Source organism: Yoonia sp. (genome assembly GCF_046498525.1).
Classification (GTDB): domain Bacteria; phylum Pseudomonadota; class Alphaproteobacteria; order Rhodobacterales; family Rhodobacteraceae; genus Yoonia.
Genome location: NZ_JAWOAN010000039.1, coordinates 1 through 19,789, shown reverse-complemented (window position 1 = coordinate 19,789; position 19,789 = coordinate 1). Strand labels below are relative to the sequence as shown.

Below are 19,789 nucleotides of genomic sequence, written 5' to 3'. Positions count from 1 at the left end.
TTTATTCTCCTTCTTGCTCATGCCGCGGAGGACACAAGAAACTTTGATCGTTCTTCATCGGTGACTTTGGGTTTTTGCGCTTCTTCTTCATCGGTGATGACAGGAATCGCTGAAATAAGGGCGCGGGTGTAGGGATGGCTGGGGTTCGCGAAAACCTCTGCTGGTGTGCCCTGCTCCACGATTTCGCCGCGGAGCATGATGGCAATGCGCGAACAGAAATTCCGCATCAGTGACAAATCGTGGCTGATGAACAAATAGGTCAGGCCCAGTTCATCGCGCAATTCTTCCAACAGCGCGATGACCTTTTTCTGGACAGAGACATCCAGCGCCGAGGTCGGCTCATCCAGTACCAACAGGCGTGGATTGGCGGCCAAGGCGCGGGCAATCGCTACGCGTTGTTTTTGTCCGCCTGACAATTCATGCGGATAGCGGCTGACATATTCCGCCCCCAGTCCGACACGTTCAAGCAAGGCGGCGATCCGCTTTGGGTGTTCAGAACGTGGCACGTCTGAAAACCCGAACGGCACCTGCAAGGTCTGCCCGACCGTGCGCTTGGGGTTCAGCGATGTGCCCGGGTTCTGATAGACGATCTGTGCCAATCCGCGATCGGCACGGCCATCAAGCCTTTCGGTCAAGGGCTGCCCGTCAAGGATCACCCGGCCGGAACTCGGGCGCATGATCCCCATAACCATCCGGGCAACGGTGGTTTTGCCGGACCCGCTTTCCCCGGCCAGCCCGAAGATTTCGCCTTTGGCTATCTCGATATCCACACCTTTGACGGCGCTGTTGACCAGGGGCGCGCGCAACAGGCGTTTCTCGATGAAATCCTTACCGACAGCGTCCAGCTTGACCAGCGTTTCTTGCGGTGTCGTGACCTGATCCTTGACCTTTGGACCATAAAGCGGTGGGATCGCGGCTATCAGCTCTTTGGCGTAATCGGTCCGCGGCGCGGCAAACAGCTTTTTCAGCGGCGCATCTTCGACGACTACTCCATGATGCATGACATAAACTTGATCCGCAGTCATCCTCACCACGCCAAGATTATGGGTGATCATCAGCAATGACAGGCCTTCTTCGACGACCAAGGCATTGAGCAGTTTGAGAATTTCATCCTGCGTCGTCACATCAAGCGCTGTGCCCGGTTCATCCGCGATCAACAATGCAGGGCGGTTCATCAGCGCTAGCGCGATCAGTACCCGCTGGCGCATTCCCCCCGACAGTTGGGACGGATAGGCGCGCATTACGCGGTCCGGGTCGGACAACTGCACTTTGCGCAGAACGTGATGGATATGGGCACGCCGTTCGGCACGGCTGCGGCTTTCGCCTTTGCGCCGGTCAGCCCAGTACAACACATCCTCCAGATGGGTGCCGATGGTAAAGACCGGGTTGAAAGAGGACAAAGGGTCCTGCATGACAACCGACATTTCGATGCCTTTGAGCGCCTCGCGCGTGGCGCTGGATTCCTGCAAAAGGTCCTTGCTGCGCCACAGGATCTTGCCGCTTTCCACCGCAGCATTGCGGGGCAGGGTGTCAAGGATCGCCTTCGAGGTCACCGATTTGCCGGACCCGGTTTCGCCGATCAGGGACACGCGCTGCCCTTCTTCGATCTTCAGCGATACATCACGCAAAACATGAGTGCGCTGGCCGTAGCTTGTGAAAGACAGGTTCAGGTTTTGAATATCGAGTAATGCCATTGCTTAAACCTCTACATCGAACATGTCGCGCAGCCCGTCACCCAGCAGATTGAACCCGAGTGTCACGTAAAAGATGCCAAGCGCTGGCCCCAGAACACCCCACCACAATTCGGGTAGGAACTGGCGGCCATCGGCGACCATCGAGCCAAGGTCGGGGGTGGGCGGGCGCACCCCAAGGCCGAGGAAGGACAGAGTTGCGCCGAACAGGATGATGAAAGCGGCGTCCAAGGTCGTCTTGACAGAGATTACAGCAATGCAATTCGGTAGGATTTCGCGCGTCAGGATATGCCAATGAGTGGCTCCGGCCAGACGTGCAGCCTCGATGTAATCTTCAGCTGCAACGGACTTGGCAACACGGTAGACAAGCCGCGCGTGCCATGTCCACCAGAGCAGCGCGATAGCGATCATCGCATTGATCAGGTTGGGGTTCAGGATATTGCCGACCGCCAAAGCCATGACCAAGGGCGGGATCGCCAGCATGACATTGGTGAAGCCTGTGATGAAAAACTCGGCGCGCCCGCCGAAATAGCCTGCGCATAGGCCCAGTGCTGCCCCGACAGGCACAGCCACGCCCAGGACACCAACCACCAGCAGCAAAGACACGCGAAAGCCATAGATTACGCGTGACAGGATATCGCGGCCCACCTTGTCAGTGCCCAGCCAGTGATCCGCATTTGGCGGAGTGTGTCGGTTGCTGAAATCGAGCACGATGCCGCTGTGTTCAGGATAGGGCGCGATCCATGGCGCGAACGCCACGCAGAACAGCACTGACAGGACCATCAGAGCGCCGATGATCGCCACCGGATTGGACCGGAACCGCAGCCAAGCCATCCGGCGCGCAGTCAAAATCATATGCGGGGTTCCAAGGCTGGTCATCAGCGTCTCTCTTTCATGCGGATGCGCGGGTCGATCAGTCCAACGACGATGTCAATCAGCAGATTGGCGACGACAAAGAACACGCCCGACAGCATCACCACGGCCATCACGGAATTGAGGTCCTTTTGCAGGATCGATTCCAACCCGTGCGAGGCGAACCCACCCCAGGCAAAGACCAATTCCACCACGAAGGCGTTGCCGATCAGCGACGCGAATTCCAACCCCATGATGGTCAGCGGTGCAACGGACGATAGTTTCAGCAAATAGCGGAACGTCACCACCCGCCCCGGCACTCCGAAGCTACGCAGGGTCTGCACATGGTCCCTTCGCTGGTTTTCGATCATCGCCGACCGGGTGATCCGCATGATTTGCGCAATACCCGAAAGCGACAGGGCGATAGCTGGGAAGGCCAGATGTTGCAGCGCGCTCCATGTCACGTCCAGCCGCCCGGCAAGCAGCCCGTCAATGGTCAGCAGCCCGGTCGGTCCGGCCGGTGCGCCGATACCACGATCCATCCGGCCAAGAATCGGCCAGTCGGTCAGGTAATAGGCGGCAAAAAGTTGTAGCAAGATCGCAGCAAGGAAAGCGGGCATCGTCACGCCAATCAACGAGAACAGTCGCAAGACCGTATCACCCCAGCGGTTCTGATACCGCGCCGATAGGACTCCGAGCGGCACCCCCAGCACCAGCATCAGCACCAAGGTCGCCAGCACCAGTTCCAGCGTGGCGGGCAACAAGCCAATGACCTCGGCTGCTACAGGCCGCCCGGAAATCAGCGAGCTGCCGAAATCGCCTTGGACCGCGCCGCCAAGGAAATTGAAATATTGCACCGGGAGAGGATCATCCAACCCCATCTGCGCGCGCATCGCATCAACCTGCGCCGCACTGGCGGCGGGACCAAGCGCAATGCGGGCCGGATCGCCGGGCACAACGCGGGCCAAAATAAATATCATCATCGACAGGACCAGCAGCACGGCAATGAAACCAGCAATCCGTCTAAGGATGAATTCCACAAAGCTGGGGGGCATGGTATCTCCGGCAGGGGTTGAGTTCCCGACAGCTTGCAAAGATAGCGGGCAATGATCCAGTCGTTTTAGGGATGGGTTTTGACGCAATAGGGATAGGTTTAGGTCGTCAGAATCTTGCGGCTGCGGGCAATGTCAATCGCCTGACGGCGGTCCGCCGCACCAAGTTTTGCGTAAAGATTGCGCAGATGAAATTTCACTGTGGGCAGGCTGACGCGCATCTCCCGGGCGAGTTCCTTGTTGGAACACCCTTCCGACAAAAGCAAAAGCGCGCGCAGTTCCTGCCGGGACAGAAGGCCAGTGATCGCTATGTCCAGTGCCCCACGGCGTAGATCGCGCGGCACCGGACGCCCTTCCATCGGGCCGCCGGCCATGCGCGGATCATCCAGCATGTCGACAACAAGCTGGCGTTCTTCCATCACCGGTGCGCGGCATGACCGCGCCGCAGTGGTGTCCAGCACTTGGGCCAGTAAGCGCCGCGCCTCACCTATCTTGCCGCGGCGACGGGCGGACCAAGCTTGCCAGATCGCCAGACACTGGCGTTGACGCCATGACAGATGCGGATTGGCCGCCAGCATTGCCAGTTGATCGCCAAGGCCAGTGTCACGGGGTCGCTCCAACACCTTTTGGCGCAGCCAGATCAGCGCTTGTGTAAGATCTTCGGCATCGCGAAGATCGGTCAGGTTTTCGCCTGCGCTTTCGATCCAGATATGGCCGATCCTTGTCGCCATAGCCTCTAGCTGGTTGCGCGCTTCGCGCCAGCGATTGGCGGATTGCAGTACCAGAATCTCGCGCTGTGAAACCAGCAGGCGAAACCGGCGGGTGCGCCACATCTGCACTCGCCAGCTGTCTATATAGTGCAAGGCGGCCTCGGCCCCGCGCAATTGCAGCAAGGCTTCTGCGCCAAAGGCCAGCGCCTGTGCTGCGATTGTGGGCCATAATTCACCGTAAGCAAACCGTTCAAAGGCGGTCTCCGCGAAGCGTGCCATAGCTTCTGGGCGGCCTTGTTCATAAGCGACCTGAGCATCCAGAAGCGTGAGAAACAGATCATCCTGAGGCGTATCGAATGATGTCTCTGTCAGTTTCTGTCGTGCGAGGTCAAGCCGCGGTTCCGCATCGTTCGGCGCGCCCGCCATCAGATGCATCAGCGCCAGATGGACGTGGATATAAAAAGACAAATAAGGCGCGCCCGCGGCGTCGTAATGCGCCAGTGCCCTGTCGCCTGTGGCCAGTGCTTCACCCACGCGGCCTCTGCGGATCTGTTCATCAAGAGCCACGTTATAGACCGATCCACGCAGTAGATGGTTTTCCGGGGGTGCTTCGGCCAGCAGGGCGGCGAATTCGGCGTAGAAATTGGTGTTGACCGGCTTGTCGCTGTAGACCCCCATCAACAGGCGTACCATGCGCAGTTCGGGTGGGATATTTTGACGGGTCAGAAGCGAGGCGCGGTCGGGCTCTGCTGTCGTATTCAGGATCATCTGTTCTGCGGCATCCAGCAAAAGGGCGGCATGGCTGGCTTGTCCGCTTTTCAGCGCGATCATCACGCGCAAGGCCATCACGGTCGGGTCAGGATCTTGGCCAAAAGCGTCAAGTACGGCGCGCGCCTCGCCCGGACCCTCCAGATGTCCCAGCATCACGCCGCCGCCGCGTTCGAGGATCGCCAGTGCCCGTCGCCTGTGACCCGCCGCCAAAGCTGAACGTATTGCGACGCCCGGTTCGCCTGCGGCCTCTAACAAGCTGCTGGTGCGATGCTCTACCGGGTTCCCAGCCATCGCATCGCGAAAAATCTGCCCCAACAGTGAAGTGCGAAAGGTCCAGCGATGGCCATTTTGAAGCACAAGCGGTTGCAACCAGTGCAGTTCGGCCCGCGCATCTGCGTCGAGAGGTGCTGCATCCAGCCCGCGTTGAGACAGGGCGAGCGCATGCAGCACGGCGACAGCCCCGCCAGTCAGCGCCGGCAGCACCGTGTCGCGGACGTAGGTGATGGGAACGGATGGGCTCGCATCTTTCGGGGTCTCGCGGTTGAAAAAGGCTGACAGCGCAGGCCATCCGCCGCTTTGATCAAATGCAGGATCGTCATCAGACAGGAACAGATCGGCATTCCCGACAATGCGTACATCGCCGTAGAGTTGCAGTCTGGCAAAGCCCGCGATCTGGTGCGGCGCGGCGCTGATGATGATCCGGCCCCCATCTTGAGGCAGTACGAATTGCACATTCATAGGCAGGTCGATCAGGCACAGCGGGGAATTGGCGGCCAGTTCCTGTGGCGATGTGACTAGCGGAACACCGGACAACACCTCAATCTGCGTCAGCAAGCTCGACCGTCCGGTGCCGGGCAGGGCCGAGACCAGCACAAGACGGGCAGTATCTGCCAGAATGCTTCTGGCCAGCCTCTTGTGTGGCTGATGATTGAACGGCGTCTGCAAATCGCGGTCTTTCTTGCGGTCATTGAGCTTGGCTTGGGTAGATGCCACCAAAATCAGGCAGGTTCAAACGAAGCAACCTTTGCGACTGAGCCGAATCGTGTGATCACCATAGCCCACGTGATTGAAACTTATATGTTGGGATGTTGATGATGGAAACGATTGCGAAGATCAGGCTTTTCCATTTCACACATGGCAAAGCGATCAAGCAGATATGCTTTGGGACCTTTGCTGGTGTCGGGTTTCTGGTAGATCGGCATGAAGCGCATCAGCCGCATGAGCCGACGGATGCGCTTCTCGTTCAGCCGAGCTGCCCTTCCATGAGCACAACCCGGCTGAAACCAACTTGCGCGGTCATGACCCGTCAATGGAAAATGCGGGCAGACCATCGTAGCCCCCGATACACGACGCGGTTTTCCGACCTGCCTGTTGTTCGGTGAGTTTTTGAACGCTTGTGAGAATGGTCGCCTGCAGTCCCGGTCTCCGTCAGAATCGGCGGAAAGTGTGAATTCGCTGCGGCTGCGACGGCACATTGTCAAAAGCATGAAAGCGGCCATTCAGCGCTCAGGTTTAACGCCCTGCCATGGTGCACCAGCCACCAAGGTCAGCAATGCGCAGAAAGTGACCTTTGCAAAGTTTGAGCAGTTTCCCGAAAGCGGACCTTCAAGCTCAGTGCAGCGAATGCTGGGTGAGAGCCCAACCCGCACCTTAGGTTTTCTCGCTGCGCAGCGGAAAAAACGGTCATTCATGCTGACCGTAGCAAGGTTCAGAGATCGCATTCACCGATCTAGGAACGGAGCTGCCTTTGACTATGCAGCACTCACAAGCGGCAAGTCGACACGACCTCAGCAACGCGTTCGGCGTTGCTTGCCGCGACGGTCCCATCCGCGTTCACAACATTGTTCTCAAAGCCCACGCGGATCTTGCCACCCCGAGCGCGGGCCGCGCGAAGGCAGGCGGTTTCATCTGGACCAAATGCACAAACGGCCCAGTCAAGATACGTCAGGATCGGGGTGAGCGCCTGCAGCCGTTCGTCGAGTTCCGAGGATTGCCCAGCACGTTGATAAGTGTAATCGCCAAGAACGAAAAGAATCTGCGCCGAACCGGACGGTAGAATGCCGCGATCCCGCAGGCGCGTGAAAAGGGCGATGTCATCCGGATCGTAGAGTATGTGCTGAATGGCGATGCCGGACTCGGCGGCATGATGGTAGAACTCCGCCAGAACCTTTTCATCGGGATCGCGCCACATTTCCCGCAATGCGATCGAAGTTGATCTTGGCGCAAGTTGCTTGACTAGATCGCGTTGTTCGAAGGGCATGTATCGACCAACCGCTTCCGTTGTGACCTGAACATCCATGTCCGGGACCCGGCGCGCCATCTCGCTGAGTAATTCGCGATATAGGCCGATATCGAGGACATGGCCACCGCCGTCATCGCGTAGATGGGCATGAAGCCCCGTTGCCCCGGCCCTGTAGCAACTTTCGGCCGCCTGTACCGTCTCTTCTATTGTGATCGGAATAGCTGGATGGTCCGCCTTGGAGAGCCGCGCCCCGTTTGGCGCAACCATGATATCGGGTAAAGGTGTCATGTGGCCAGTGCCCGATGGATCGCCATGTCAAGCTTTTCCACCAACTCTCCGATCTGGTCGTCCTCGATGATGAAGGGCGGCGCGAGTAGGACGTGATCGCCCGACACACCGTCGACCGTGCCGCCCATGGGATAACAGATCAGCCCGGCGGCAAAGGCTTCGGCCTTGATGCGGGCGTGAAGCTTGCGGGCCGCATCGAAAGGCGTCTTGCTCTCCCGGTCCGCAACCAGCTCGATCCCCCGGAAAAGGCCACGGCCCCGGATATCGCCGATATTGGGGTGATCGCCGAGGGTCGCCTTCAGGGCCTCACCGAGTTTCTCGCCCTGTTCGCGCACGCGGGTCAGCATGTTCCAATCCAGGATTTCACCCAGAACGGCATGGGCCGCCGCCGCTGCGATAGGGTGGCCCATATAGGTATGCCCGTGCTGAAAGAAGCCGGAGCCGGCGGCCAGCGCATCATAGATTGCCGCCTGGCACAGCAAAGCGCCGATGGGCTGATAGCCGGCCCCCAGCCCCTTTGCGATGGTCAGGATATCGGGCGCGACACCGTCCTCTTCGCAGGCAAAGAGATGGCCGGTGCGGCCCATGCCGCACATCACCTCGTCAAGGATCAGCAGAACCCCGTACCGGTCGCAAATCTCACGGACGCGGCGAAGATAGCCCGGCACGGCGGGAACCGCGCCCGCTGTTGCCCCGACAACCGGCTCCGCGATGAAGGCCATGACGGTTTCGGGACCGAGCCGGAGGATCTCGTCCTCCAATGCCTGCGCGGCCCGCAGGCCATAGGCCTCGGCGATTTCTCCGGCCTGCCGCTCGCGGTATTCGTAGCAGGGCGCGATATGGCTGGTCTGTGCAAGAAGCGGCGCAAACTGCGCCCGTCGCCATGCGTTCCCGCCGGCGGCCAGCGCCCCCAGAGTGTTCCCGTGGTAGCTTTGCTGCCGGGCAATGACGCGGTGCCGCTGGGGCTGGCCGATCTCGACAAAGTATTGCCGGGCCAGTTTCAGCGCGGCTTCCACGGCCTCGGAGCCGCCCGAAACCAGATAGACCCTGTCCAGCCCGGGGGGCGCATGGGCGGCCAAGCGGTCGGCGAGTTGCTCGGCCGGGTCGGAGGTGAAGAAGCCCGTATGCGCAAAGGCCAGCCGGTCGATCTGGGCGTGCAGCGCCGCGCGGACCGCCGCGTTGGAATGGCCAAGGCAGGAGACGGCGGCCCCGCCCGACCCGTCGAGATAGCGTTTGCCATCCGCGTCAATGAGATAGCAGCCATCGCCGGCGACGGCCTTGGGAGGATCGTGGCGCATGGAGCGGCCAAAGAGATGGGTTGTCATGATGTCCTCGTAAGGGGCGGCAAGTTGGCTTGGGATTACCAGATCTGGTCGAGCATTCGCGGTTCGTGGGTCATGTTCAGCTTGTCCAGTGCGCGCAGCCTTGCATGTGCCGCTGCCGAAAGGGCCTCGCAATCGGCCAGGGCCTCGGCCATGCGCGCATGGGCAAACTCCGTCAGAACCTGCGCTGCAAGGGCCTCTTCGCCAGCCTCCAGAAGGCGTTCGGCGGCGCGCAGGGTGCCCGGAATGCGGGCATTCACATCTGCCTCGATCGCGCGCCAATGGGTCCAGACCTCGTTCAGGATCGGGTCCGGTTGCTGGAAGGCCAGATGCATGAGCCGCTTGAAGTCATGGAACGCCGATGGTCCCGTCTCGATCCCTTGAGCGATCAAAGACACCGTGTCGGGATCATTTTCTTTCTTGCGGCAGTCAAGGAAGCGATGGCTTTCGCCGGCTGTCAGATAACGGTGCTGACGCCATGCCGGCGGCACCGATGCCTGACCGAGAAAGACTGGCAGGAGCGGCGCGGTGACTGGACCTACAGCTGCGTGCCACATCATGCGCAGCGCATCATGGCTCGGGTGGACCAGCGGTACAACTTGCCCATATCCTGCGGTATCCCCAGTCAGGCGCTCAGTGCTGATCGACCAGAATACATCTGCGAGCCCGATCTTCTCGGCCCGTTTGGCGCGGGCCCTCATCTCATCTTCGATCCAAGCAACGCCATCCCAGCGATCCTTGCCGTCACCGTAGACATGGTTCACACGAAACGGGCCATCGTCCGGCGACCACCAGCCCTGTTCGCGGGCTGTCTCGAAGAAATGCGGCGGAAAGAGAAAATCCTCGTTTGGCGCGATCGGTATCTCCCCGATATACCCTGGGCGCGAGGCGCGGATGTCATCCGGTCCAAGCCGTTCGGCGCACCACAGGCCGCAGCCCCCGGCGAATTCGATTACAACCCAGGCTTCGTCCGGGTCGGCGATCATGTGGGAATTGCCGCCATAGGTGGAATAGCCATGCGCGGCGATAAGCTCACCGATCAGTTCCACACCCTCACGCGCGCTGCGGGCGCGTTCTATCACGATACGCGCAAGGTCCGAATAGTTCGGCCCAGTCTGGTCTTTCGGCGTCATCGCGATCAGATCGGCGCGCGACGTGGACCAGATATCGCGCACCGCCACTCCACATTCATTCAACCCGCCATTGGTCAGCGGTGCGGGTACACCAAGATAATAGCTGTAGTTCACGCGCATGTTGCGAAGCGTCTCGGCCGCCTGGGGAATGTCGCTCAGATGGCCGGGCATATCCGCCTCCGGCGTGACACCAACCGTGATCTTCGCTCCCTCCTCATTCATGGCGCGTGGTGTGATTTCGAGCCAGTGACTGCTAGGCTCATCGCCATATCCGGCAAGGTAGGCCACGCCGTCCGCAGTTTTATTTCGCCCGATATAGATACCGTAACTCATTCTGTTTCTTCTCTTGTTATTTCACAATGTCTGCACAGATCACCCAAGCGGGAAGTGGCAGGCGTGGCGTCGTCCATCAGCCATCGTCACATGTGGTGGCTTCAGTGCCTTGCAGAGGTCCTGTGCAAAAGGACAGCGACCCGCAAAGTCACAGCCTTTCGGGCGATTGAGAAGACTCGGCACCTCTCCGGAGATCGACACATGCACGCGGCGCCGATCGGGATCGGGTTGCGGTACGCCTTCGACGAGGGCCTGTGTGTAGGGATGCACCGGCCGCGCGAACACCTCGTCCGTACGGCCCTCTTCAACGATGCGCCCCAGATACATGATCGCCAACCGGTCAGCGATATGCCTTACCACGGGAAGGTTGTGCGTAATGATCAAGTACCCCAGCCCGTGTTCTGCTTGCAAATCTGCCATCAAGTTTAGGATCTCGCCTTGGACTGAAACGTCAAGTCCAGCGGTAGGTTCATCCGCGATGATCAGCTTGGGATTGAGGGCTAACGCGCGGGCCACGCCGACACGCCGGGCCTGTCCTCCCGAAAGCTCATGTGGATACCGCGACAGGAACGGTTTGGGCAACCGCACCATTTCGGCCAGTCGCTCGGCTTCGGCGTCCAGATCAACCCCGGCAATGCCATGAATCTGGAATGGCTCGGTGATCAGGGCGCGAACGGATTTTCGGGGGGAAAGCGACCCGACCGGATCCTGGAACATCATCGCCATGTCACGGCGCAGCGGCTTGAATCTGCCTTCAGGCATGTTTGTTATTTCCTGGCCCTCGAATAGAACGCTGCCCCCCTGCGCTTTCACGAGGTTGAGCACACAGCGCCCAAGTGTTGTCTTGCCGGAACCACTTTCGCCGACCAGTCCGACGGTTTCACCGGGAGCAACCGACAGGCTGACATCCAGAACAGCGTCCACGTGACGCTGGGTGATGCCTTTCAAGCGCGCCCGCAAAGGACCAACGATTTCGAACTGCACGTTCAGGTCCGAGACCTCGAGCAGGCGCTCATCGCGTTTCGCTCGAGCGGGCTTGCTGGCGCCAGCCTCGCCTTGTCCCACGGTCATCACGTCCAGCGGCGGTGGCCAGCTCGGATCATGGTGCGGTCCGTCAAGAAGGTGACAGCGCGCGAGACTCATCTCGCCACGGGCGACGTCCGGCGGTAGCTTTTCCCGGCAGATCGGCAGCGCCCGCTGGCAGCGCGGCGCATAGATGCACCCTGAGAGCGTCTTGGTCAGGTCAGGTATGTCACCAGGGATCACCGGCAATTTGCGCGACACATCTTCGATCCGGGCTGGATCACATTCTAGAAGGGCGCGGGTATAAGGGTGCTGTGCGTTGTGAAAAATTTCACGAACTTCGCCTGCCTCGATCACCTCGCCCGCATACATGACAACCACATCATCGCAAAGCTCGGCAATGAGCCCGAGGTTGTGCGAAACCACCACGACCGTCGCGTCCAGTTCCTTTTGCAGATCCTGTAACAGGTGGATGATCTGCGCTTCCATCGTCACATCAAGCGCTGTTGTCGGCTCATCTGCCAACAACAGCTTTGGTCCTGTGAGCAGTGCCATGGCGATACCTGCACGCTGGCGCATGCCACCCGAAAAATGGTGAGGATATTGGTCGATTCGCTTGTCGGGATCAGGGATACCGACCTTGGCCAACATATCGACGGCCAGACGGCGTTTCTCGGCAGCAGAGATGTCGGTACGCCGGTAAAGGATGTCACGCATTTGCCGCCCATAGGTCAGCACGGGGATCTGGCTGGTCATAGGGTCCTGGAAGACGACCGATATCTCTTGGCCGCGTATGGCCCGCAACTGCGCCTCGCTCGCGTGCAGCAAGTCACGGTCACCGAAGCGGACTTCGCCACTCGTTACCTCGGCATTCTTTGCCAAAAGACCCAGTAACGCCCAAAGCACGGTCGATTTGCCAGATCCGCTTTCGCCGACAATACCCACGATCCGTTTTTTGCGAATTGGAAAGGATATGCCGCGCAGCGCCTTGACCCGCCCACGCGAGGTCCGGAAGTCGACAGATAGATTGCGGATATCCAGCAGCGTCTCGGGCGTCTCAATTACGTCCTTGGGCATATCAGCGTCCTTTTCCCATGCGTGGATCGAAAATGTCGCGCAATGCCTCGCCAAGGAAGGTGAAGCCAAGTGTAGTCAGGATCAGCGGTATCCCCCCGGCGACGACCATCCACGGCGCATCGCGGATTACCAGATAGCCCTCGTTCAGAATCGTACCCCAGCTTGCCGTAGGCGGCGTCACGCCGAGGCCCAGAAAGCTGAGCCCTGCTTCGACGGTAACCACCACCGGCACCTCCATTGCAGCCAAGATCAATAAAGGCCCAATCACGTTGGGCATCACGTGGTGCAGCAAGGTTCTTGGCATGCTCGCGCCGAGGGCGCGTTCTGCAAGGATGAAATCGGTGTTCTTCAGCGTCAGCGTCGCGGTCCGCGCCACCCGGGCATATTGGGGGATCGACGTGATGATTACGATCGCCAACACCACCCCAAGGCTCGGGCCGGTCAGTGCCACGGTAGCCAGCGCCAGCACAATGGTCGGAAAGGACCGTACGGTGTCGAAAGCCAGGAGCAGCAAGTTGTCCAGCCAGCGTGGCCCGAAGCCTGCAATCATGCCGAGGATCAAGCCGACAACCAACGAAACAGATACGCCGATGGCGGCTATTTTCAGCGCTACGCGCCCACCATACAATATGCGCGAAAGCGTATCGCGTCCCAACTGGTCGGTTCCCGCCAAATGTTCCAGGGATGGGCTGGACAGGCGCACCGGCACATCCAATACATTTGGGTCATAGGGCGCCAACCAAGGCGCGAACAATGCGCTTGCGAAAAACAGGATGACAAGGATCAGCCCGATCAGTCCCTGCCAGTTTGTCAGGAACATGCGCAGCTTTTCGCGGCGCTCGCGGGCTGCAGATTCACGGATATCGGCTTCAGTCAGATGATCGGGAAGTCCCGATGCATCGACCGCTGGGATACCGGTTTCGGATTCAGAGGGATTCTCGGACACGGGGATCAAACCAAGCTATTAGGATGTCAGAAAACAGGACTACGAAGATATAGAGGCCGGTGGCCACCAGAACTGCGCCCTGCACTATCGGAAAGTTGCGCGCCATCACGGCATCAAAGATCAGCTTACCAATACCGGGACGGGCAAAGATGATTTCGGCAAAGACAGTCGAAGAAATCATTCCCCCGAACCCCATGCCAATCAACGTGATGGTGGGAAGGATAGCCACCCGCAACGCGTAGCCAAAGATCACGCGACGTGGCTGAAGGCCGAAAGCTTGGGCGGACCGGATATAATTCTCGCCCATCACCTCAAGCATTGAGGCGCGCACCATCCGCGCGAGATAGCCCACCCAGCTTAATCCGATGGCAAAGGCCGGAAGGATCAGATGGCTGAGTTGGTCGCCGATGTTGCCAGGCTCGCCTGCCCCGATGGCCGGAAGCCAGCGCAGATGCACCGCAAAAATCAGCAGGGCCCAAATCGACACGAGAAACGACGGAATCGCAATGGTTCCTACAGACAACACGCCAGTGATGTGATCGATCCAGCTGTTGGATTTGACCGCCGCGAGGCAGCCCAGAGGGATGCCAAGCAACATGGCCCAGCCCATCCCAGCTCCGACCAGCGCGAGGGTAAAACCGATCCGTTCCATTATGATGGCGGTCACAGGCCGGTCGGAAAACACATCGAGCCCGAGATCCCCGGTCAAGGCATTGCCAAAATAGATTAGGAACTGCCGCCAAACAGGTTCGTCAAGATGCATCTTCTCGGCATAACGCGCGATAGCTTCTTCCGTAGCACGCGGGCCAAGGGCAATGGTCGCCGGATCGCCCGGGATGAAGTATAATAACGAGAAGAGCACCAGCACGACGAGACCGACTACCACAGCGGACAGTCCCAGACGTTTGGTCAGGTAATAAAGCACGGACGACCTCCTCTCGACCGAATTTCACGATGCCGACCCGCGCAGATTGACGCGGGTCAGGGCGGTTTGCGAGCGATCAGGCCTGATCGAACCTGCGATAGTCCAATTCGCCGGAGGGGGCGGCGTTCACGACGACGTCCGTGCGATGCACAAACGCCTCGGGCTCATGGTTGATCCAGACATAGGCGCCCGTGTTTTCCATGATTTCCTGCATGCGCACATAAATGTCGTGGCGTTTCTGTTGATCAGTCTCATTGATGCCCTCTTCATACAGGCGGTCATATTCCTCGTCCGTCCAGCGCTCCCAGTTCCAGACGCCGACCTGGTCCGAGGTGAACCACTGTGTCGCTTCATAGGGATCGGGCGTAGTGCCGAACCGCATAAGCCAGAGCTCGAGGTCCTTCCAAGTGTCGCCCTTGCTTTCCTGCCCCATTTCCCAGAAGGGACCGCCGTCGAGCGGTAGCACGTTGACAGTGATCCCCACCGTCCCGAGGTTGGCCTGGATGATCTGCGCCGCCAGCATCCGCTCTTGATTGTTGAGCGTGCGCAGCGTCACCTCTAGCCCCGAGACACCCGCCTCATCCAGAAGCGCGCGCGCCTTGGCCGGGTCATAGGCGTATCCGGTGCTGTCTCGCTGGCCGGTCAGGCCCGGGCAGATTATCCCGTGGGACTTCACCGTAATTCCGGAATAAGCGCCTTGCAGGATGGTATCCACGTCGACCGCATGCTGGATCGCCTGACGAACCCGGATGTCCTGCAGCTTGGGATGTTCTGTATTCATCCCCATCCACATGTATTGCAACTCTCCCGCTACGGCGATCGCGGTGTCTTCTGGCATGTCCTTGGTATAACGCGCCAGTGTGTCGGCGCCGACCTCGGTGCAGTCCAGTTCTCCGGCCTCGAAGGCCAGTTCAGCCGCCTTGACCTCGGTGATGACATTGCACTCCACCCGGTCGAAGGCTGGTTTCGGCCCAGTCCACTCGGGGTTGGTGGAAAACACCGCGCGCTGGCCCGGCGTCGCCTCATAGGTGTAGGGGCCGCAGACCGCCGGGAAGCTGGTGGTGAACTTGCCGCCCGCATCGGCCATAGCCTTCTCGCTCAGCACCGCGCCGGGGCCATGGCAGAGCGTGATCATGATGAAGGGCGCGAAAGGCTTGTTCAGAACGATGGTGCCTGTCCGGTCCCCGGTCACATCGACACGCTCCAGCGCATCGAAGTAGCCGGACCAGTCGCTGTCCTTCATCCGCTCATAGGAAAACTTGACGTCCGAGGCCATGACCGGGCCGTAGCCGTTTGACCAGACCAGGCCCTCGGTCAATTCAAAGTCAATATGGGTCGAGTCACGCTGCTCAAGCTTGGTAACGAAATAGGTCGGCTCCCAGGTAAAAGTCTCGCCGTCCCGCGCATATTGTGCCAGGAAGGGCAGGCACTGCTTCTGCGCCTCAATCTCTGTCCCGCCAGTCATGAAGCCGGGGTCAAGCACATCGTTGTCGCCGTCGATTCGAAGACGCAAAGTGCCGCCGGTCTGTGCAAAGGCCGCCGTGGTCCAGGCCGGGGCAAGTCCCAATGCGCCCAATGCAGCGGTTGTGCCGAGAAAGCCCCGGCGGGTTGTTCCTATCTGTTTCATTGTTGTGTCCTTCCTAGACAGTTCCTGACCGAAGCATGACACGATGCCAACGCCGATCAATTTCGCATTGTTTCGCGATGTGGCGCACAAAGAGCTTCGAATAACTTACAAATGATCGCGCAGAACGCGCTCCTCCCACTGCTTTTCCAGAACCAGCGTGTCGCCCTCCCAAGCACGCAGTTCTGCTGTGATGATGAAATCACTGGCGTCAGCCCGCAGCAGGGTCCGCGTTTCGGACCGCACAGACCAATCTCCACGGCTGAGCCCGTAGTGCCATTCGGCGCGGCCCCAGGCCGAAGTGACGTCATTGAGACTCACGCCATAGGTTTCGTATCCCTGTTTGTACAGGGTCAGGTCATTGGAAAAGAGGCGTGTGACCCCACCACCATCGGCGATCTGCATCTGGATTTCCCCGCGCGCGGCGTCCTCGACAATGCGGAACCAGGTTTCGGGTTCAGCGATCTGCTCTGTCGGGGGCGGCGGCCCGGCCGCAGCTGCGTCAAAATCGGCCAGGGTCTCATCTAGGGCCGAAGCGGCGCGCAACGGCAACTCCAGCGCACTGCCTTGCGTATGCACGCTCAACGTGACCGGTTCGGGCGTGGGCCAGATCATCGGAAAATAGCTGGTCGACACTGCCAGGCGCAGGCGATGCCCGCTCGGCAGGGATTGGGCGACGTGTTTCATCGGGATGGTCACGTCATAGATCTTGCCCGGTACGAGCAACTCGGGGCTGTCATGGCCTTGCTGGTGGTTCAGATTGAACACACCAAAGGACAGGCGTGTGCCGCGGCCATCGGGATGCACATCCACAAGGCGCGCGGCCACCTGCGCCACAGGCCGATCGACGCTCAGGCGCAGGTGCAGGTTGGCGTCCCCCGCAAATGTCAGGCCGTCCTCGGGAATGCCGATGTCGAAACACAGGCTGCCAGCGTCCTCCCGTCGTTGATCTACGGGGGCATCCCCCGGCGTTCCGTAGCCGCACCATTTGCCCGAGGACATGCCGACATCCGCGGGGCTGTGGTGGTGAAGAACACCATCTTCGGAGGGGCGCTCAGGGTTCAACCCGCCGTCCGGCGTCAGGTGATACAATGTCCGCGAGACCTGCGGCGAGGGCCAGCTTGGTTCGGCGATCCAGCGGCCGGGACGGGCCTTGTAGTGCCCCTTGGGCGCAGCGCTGTCTTGCATGTAGAGCCGCAGCATCGGCTCATCCATGACGCCAGTGTCATGCCCCTTGAGCCAATGATCCCACCAGCGCAATTCTTCCTGTAGAAAGCCGATCGCCGGGCCCGGTTCGCCCATATGCGGATACCGATGCGCCCACGGTCCCACGAGCCCCTTCTTTGGTCCCGGCAAATGCTCCATCAGTCGAAACACGCTGCGCGGGTAGCCATCCGCCCACCCCGAGACTGCATAGACGGGAATCTGCACCTTCGACCAGTCCTCGCAGATGGAACCATGTCGCCAGAAGTCATCACGCCGCTGATGCTCCAGCCAGTTTTTCAGCCACAGCCCGCTGCCTTCCAGCCGTTCCAGCCACATGTCGCGCCATTTGTCGCCCACATTTGCCGGATCCGGCGGCAGCGTATTACGCCCAAACATGATCGAGGCCCAGCTGAGCTGCTCACCCAGCAGGCAACCGCCCATGTAATGAATATCGTCAGCATAACGGTCATCGGTGGAGCACAATGTCACCACCGCCTTCAGAGCGGGCGGCTGCAACGCGGCGATCTGCAACCCGTTGAAGCCGCCCCAGGAAATGCCGATCATGCCCACCTTGCCGTCGCACCAGGGCTGCTCCGCGATCCAGGCAATCGCGTCGCAACCGTCCTGCAATTCCTGTGGCAGATACTCATCCACCATCAGCCCCTCGGAATCGCCCGCGCCACGCAGGTCCAGCCGGATCACCACGTAGCCGTGCCCGGCCAGATAGGGTTGCATCGAGGCATCGCGCGCGGTGGTGAAATCATTCTTGCGATAGGGCAGATATTCGAGGATCGCCGGAACCGGAGCCTCCTCGGCACCCTCCGGCATCCATATGCGCGCGGCCAGCTTGCAGCCATCCGGCATCGGGATCTCGATGTGGTGGATTTCCCTCACGGCGTGGGGATAGGCGCGAACCTGCTTCATCTAGTTGCCTTCCGATCGTCCTGCACCCCCGCGGTGCCAAGGTCGTCGAAAAGTCTACGCGCATCATGAAGGACGGCAATTTCGCGACCATTCGCCAATTGACGCGATTAGTGCTTCATTCTAACAATGTTTCATGTCCGATGAACTTCGCCATAACCTGGCTCTGCTTTGCAGCTATCATCCCTCCATCGCCGAGGTATGCCGCAGGCTCGACATTAACCGACAGCAATTCAATAAATATCTTGCGGGCAGATCTCATCCATCGCGCCGCAACATGCGCAGGATCTGCGATTTTTTTGGCGTGTCGGAGGCCGAACTGCTGATGGAGCCGCAGCCATTCGAGGAAATTGTCGCCCTCAAACGCAAACCCCTCCAACAAGAAGCGTTAAGCAAACCGCTGCGTCATCTCGACAGGCTGTATCAGCACAGCCAGGATCTTGAAAAATATCTGGGCTACTATTTCCGATACTTCTACTCCTTCGGAAATAAGGGGAAAGTCATTCGCTCACTCGCGCTCATCTACACAGAAGATAACAAGTATTACTGGAAGAACATCGAGATTCTGCGCGACCCCAAGACCGGGCGATCGAATGGGTTGAACAAATATGAAGGTGTCCTGTTTTATCTTGCCGACCGCCTGTACGTTCTTGAATATGAATCGATCGAAGTGAATACGATTACGCAGGCAACGTTTTATCCCAGCCACCGCAACCGGATCGGACTTTTGCTTGGCATTCAAACCGGTGGACCGACACGTCGCGGGCGCAAACCTGGCGCGTCGAAAGTCGCATTGGAATACCTCGGGCGCGATATCAATGTTCGTCAAGCGCTAAAAAGAACCGGGCTGTTCGACCCGAGTGATGGCTCGCCACGATCCGAAATCATGTCTTTGATCGAGAATAGCATTGAACCGTCGTCTTTCGTTCTCGATGTGGACGAGCCGTGATACATGTGTCGAGAGAGCAATTTGAGCAGGACGGCCTCTTGATATTGCGGCGTGATACTCGCCCCCCACGGCTGTCACGGACCCGAGTTCATCGGATGCCCCTCTGCCTTTGAAAATCAGCACGAGTTTGAGCGTCTGGGGCTTGTTGTGGAAGCCACGGTTTGAGGCCGGGGATAAGGCTACTGTTCGATGACCGCCTTGACGGCTAGCGCTGCAATGCAGTGGAGCAGTTGCGGCATTTGCCCACTAATGCTGCAACAGCAAAAACTGTGCCTGCGAAGGGCGGCTGTGTTTCGCGACTGACACATTGGAAGCGCCTGCGGCAAAAGCGCGGTTTGAATTTTGTGGCTCAGCGGGGCCTTGAACGACCGCTCTGGTGATTTTGGCTGCAACGCAGCGGCAAGCAGGCCGCACGCGCGAAGCGATGCTGCGTCAGCAAAAGCTGCGTGAGCAAAAGGCGGGAAAGTCCGAGAAACGGGCGAATGTTGGTGATGCCCTGAGGGGCGGCATATCATGGCGGTGTCGAGTCGCCGGTGTCAACGGCAGAGTAAAAGTGAGCCAAAGGGCAGCGCAAAATGTTGCCACTTTGGGGTTGGGATAATCAGCGTTTAGACGAACGCCAGCATCCGGGCGGCCGCGCTTGTCATTTAGCTGGCGGTTGCCCGGATGCTTTGGCCCGTCAGGGCCAATCTGTGCTGATTGTGGTTTAGGTTTTGGGTGTTGC

At 59.5% G+C, this 19,789-nt stretch carries 14 protein-coding genes; 2 read left to right on the top strand and 12 right to left on the bottom strand.

The genetic code is table 11. The features are described 5' to 3' along the window. Positions 1 to 17: 17 nt before the first annotated feature. The 4 genes from R6T97_RS02825 to R6T97_RS02810 all read right to left on the bottom strand — a co-directional run bounded on the left by R6T97_RS02825 (position 18) and on the right by R6T97_RS02810 (position 6,069). On the bottom strand, positions 18 to 1,694 hold the full coding sequence (locus R6T97_RS02825; protein ID WP_410347797.1) for a dipeptide ABC transporter ATP-binding protein: 1,677 nt from the start codon (positions 1,692 to 1,694) through the stop codon (positions 18 to 20). Between the two features lie 3 nt (positions 1,695 to 1,697). Continuing rightward, positions 1,698 to 2,570 carry an ABC transporter permease gene (locus R6T97_RS02820; RefSeq protein WP_410347796.1) on the bottom strand — a complete coding sequence of 291 codons (873 nt, stop codon included), beginning with the start codon at positions 2,568 to 2,570 and terminating at the stop codon, positions 1,698 to 1,700. Beyond that, entirely contained in the window at positions 2,570 to 3,598 is a 1,029-nt protein-coding gene (locus R6T97_RS02815) for an ABC transporter permease (protein WP_410347795.1), read from the bottom strand. The genes R6T97_RS02820 and R6T97_RS02815 overlap by 1 nt, the downstream gene beginning before the upstream one ends. A 98-nt stretch (positions 3,599 to 3,696) precedes the next feature. Next, positions 3,697 to 6,069, bottom strand: coding sequence for a LuxR C-terminal-related transcriptional regulator (locus tag R6T97_RS02810; protein WP_410347794.1), 2,373 nt, complete (start codon positions 6,067 to 6,069; stop codon positions 3,697 to 3,699). A gap of 92 nt (positions 6,070 to 6,161) precedes the next feature. Here R6T97_RS02810 and R6T97_RS02805 point away from each other — a divergent pair, with 92 nt between their 5' ends. Then, complete coding sequence (locus R6T97_RS02805) at positions 6,162 to 6,458, top strand: DUF4113 domain-containing protein (RefSeq protein ID WP_410347793.1); 297 nt, start codon at positions 6,162 to 6,164, stop codon at positions 6,456 to 6,458. Between the two features lie 380 nt (positions 6,459 to 6,838). Here the strand turns inward: R6T97_RS02805 and R6T97_RS02800 are convergent, their stop codons facing one another. The 8 genes from R6T97_RS02800 to R6T97_RS02765 all read right to left on the bottom strand — a co-directional run bounded on the left by R6T97_RS02800 (position 6,839) and on the right by R6T97_RS02765 (position 18,119). After that, positions 6,839 to 7,606, bottom strand: coding sequence for a 3-keto-5-aminohexanoate cleavage protein (locus R6T97_RS02800; RefSeq protein ID WP_410347792.1), 768 nt, complete (start codon positions 7,604 to 7,606; stop codon positions 6,839 to 6,841). After that, positions 7,603 to 8,931 (bottom strand): aspartate aminotransferase family protein, encoded by a 1,329-nt coding sequence (locus tag R6T97_RS02795; RefSeq protein ID WP_410347791.1) that lies wholly within the window; start codon positions 8,929 to 8,931, stop codon positions 7,603 to 7,605. Before R6T97_RS02795 ends, R6T97_RS02800 begins: the two co-directional genes overlap by 4 nt. Positions 8,932 to 8,966: 35 nt before the next feature. After that, the gene (locus R6T97_RS02790) at positions 8,967 to 10,394 is read right to left on the bottom strand and encodes a C69 family dipeptidase (RefSeq protein WP_410347790.1); all 1,428 of its coding nucleotides are present in this window, start codon (positions 10,392 to 10,394) and stop codon (positions 8,967 to 8,969) included. A 39-nt stretch (positions 10,395 to 10,433) separates the two neighbouring features. Then, positions 10,434 to 12,494, bottom strand: coding sequence for a dipeptide ABC transporter ATP-binding protein (locus R6T97_RS02785; RefSeq protein ID WP_410347789.1), 2,061 nt, complete (start codon positions 12,492 to 12,494; stop codon positions 10,434 to 10,436). Position 12,495: 1 nt separating this feature from the next. Next, positions 12,496 to 13,440, bottom strand: a complete 945-nt coding sequence (locus R6T97_RS02780) for an ABC transporter permease (RefSeq protein ID WP_410347788.1) — start codon at positions 13,438 to 13,440, stop codon at positions 12,496 to 12,498. After that, positions 13,421 to 14,365 carry an ABC transporter permease gene (locus R6T97_RS02775; protein WP_410347787.1) on the bottom strand — a complete coding sequence of 315 codons (945 nt, stop codon included), beginning with the start codon at positions 14,363 to 14,365 and terminating at the stop codon, positions 13,421 to 13,423. The genes R6T97_RS02780 and R6T97_RS02775 overlap by 20 nt, the downstream gene beginning before the upstream one ends. 76 nt (positions 14,366 to 14,441) lie before the next feature. Then, positions 14,442 to 15,992 carry an ABC transporter substrate-binding protein gene (locus R6T97_RS02770; protein ID WP_410347786.1) on the bottom strand — a complete coding sequence of 517 codons (1,551 nt, stop codon included), beginning with the start codon at positions 15,990 to 15,992 and terminating at the stop codon, positions 14,442 to 14,444. A 105-nt stretch (positions 15,993 to 16,097) separates the two neighbouring features. Continuing rightward, positions 16,098 to 18,119, bottom strand: coding sequence for a CocE/NonD family hydrolase (locus R6T97_RS02765; RefSeq protein WP_372922553.1), 2,022 nt, complete (start codon positions 18,117 to 18,119; stop codon positions 16,098 to 16,100). A gap of 133 nt (positions 18,120 to 18,252) precedes the next feature. Between R6T97_RS02765 and R6T97_RS02760 the strand changes: the two genes are divergently transcribed. Next, positions 18,253 to 19,065, top strand: coding sequence for a helix-turn-helix domain-containing protein (locus R6T97_RS02760; RefSeq protein ID WP_372922554.1), 813 nt, complete (start codon positions 18,253 to 18,255; stop codon positions 19,063 to 19,065). Positions 19,066 to 19,789 lie beyond the last annotated feature (724 nt).

Excerpts from the sequence above, each read along its gene's own strand:
- R6T97_RS02820 (WP_410347796.1), bottom strand. The coding sequence starts at position 2,570 with ATGACCAGCCTTGGAACCCCGCATATGATTTTGACTGCGCGCCGGATG.
- R6T97_RS02805 (WP_410347793.1), top strand. The coding sequence starts at position 6,162 with ATGTTGATGATGGAAACGATTGCGAAGATCAGGCTTTTCCATTTCACA.
- R6T97_RS02785 (WP_410347789.1), bottom strand. The coding sequence starts at position 12,494 with ATGCCCAAGGACGTAATTGAGACGCCCGAGACGCTGCTGGATATCCGC.
- R6T97_RS02795 (WP_410347791.1), bottom strand. The coding sequence starts at position 8,931 with ATGACAACCCATCTCTTTGGCCGCTCCATGCGCCACGATCCTCCCAAG.
- R6T97_RS02765 (WP_372922553.1), bottom strand. The coding sequence starts at position 18,119 with ATGAAGCAGGTTCGCGCCTATCCCCACGCCGTGAGGGAAATCCACCAC.
- R6T97_RS02815 (WP_410347795.1), bottom strand. The coding sequence starts at position 3,598 with ATGCCCCCCAGCTTTGTGGAATTCATCCTTAGACGGATTGCTGGTTTC.
- R6T97_RS02760 (WP_372922554.1), top strand. The coding sequence starts at position 18,253 with ATGTCCGATGAACTTCGCCATAACCTGGCTCTGCTTTGCAGCTATCAT.
- R6T97_RS02770 (WP_410347786.1), bottom strand. The coding sequence starts at position 15,992 with ATGAAACAGATAGGAACAACCCGCCGGGGCTTTCTCGGCACAACCGCT.
- R6T97_RS02800 (WP_410347792.1), bottom strand. The coding sequence starts at position 7,606 with ATGACACCTTTACCCGATATCATGGTTGCGCCAAACGGGGCGCGGCTC.
- R6T97_RS02825 (WP_410347797.1), bottom strand. The coding sequence starts at position 1,694 with ATGGCATTACTCGATATTCAAAACCTGAACCTGTCTTTCACAAGCTAC.
- R6T97_RS02790 (WP_410347790.1), bottom strand. The coding sequence starts at position 10,394 with ATGAGTTACGGTATCTATATCGGGCGAAATAAAACTGCGGACGGCGTG.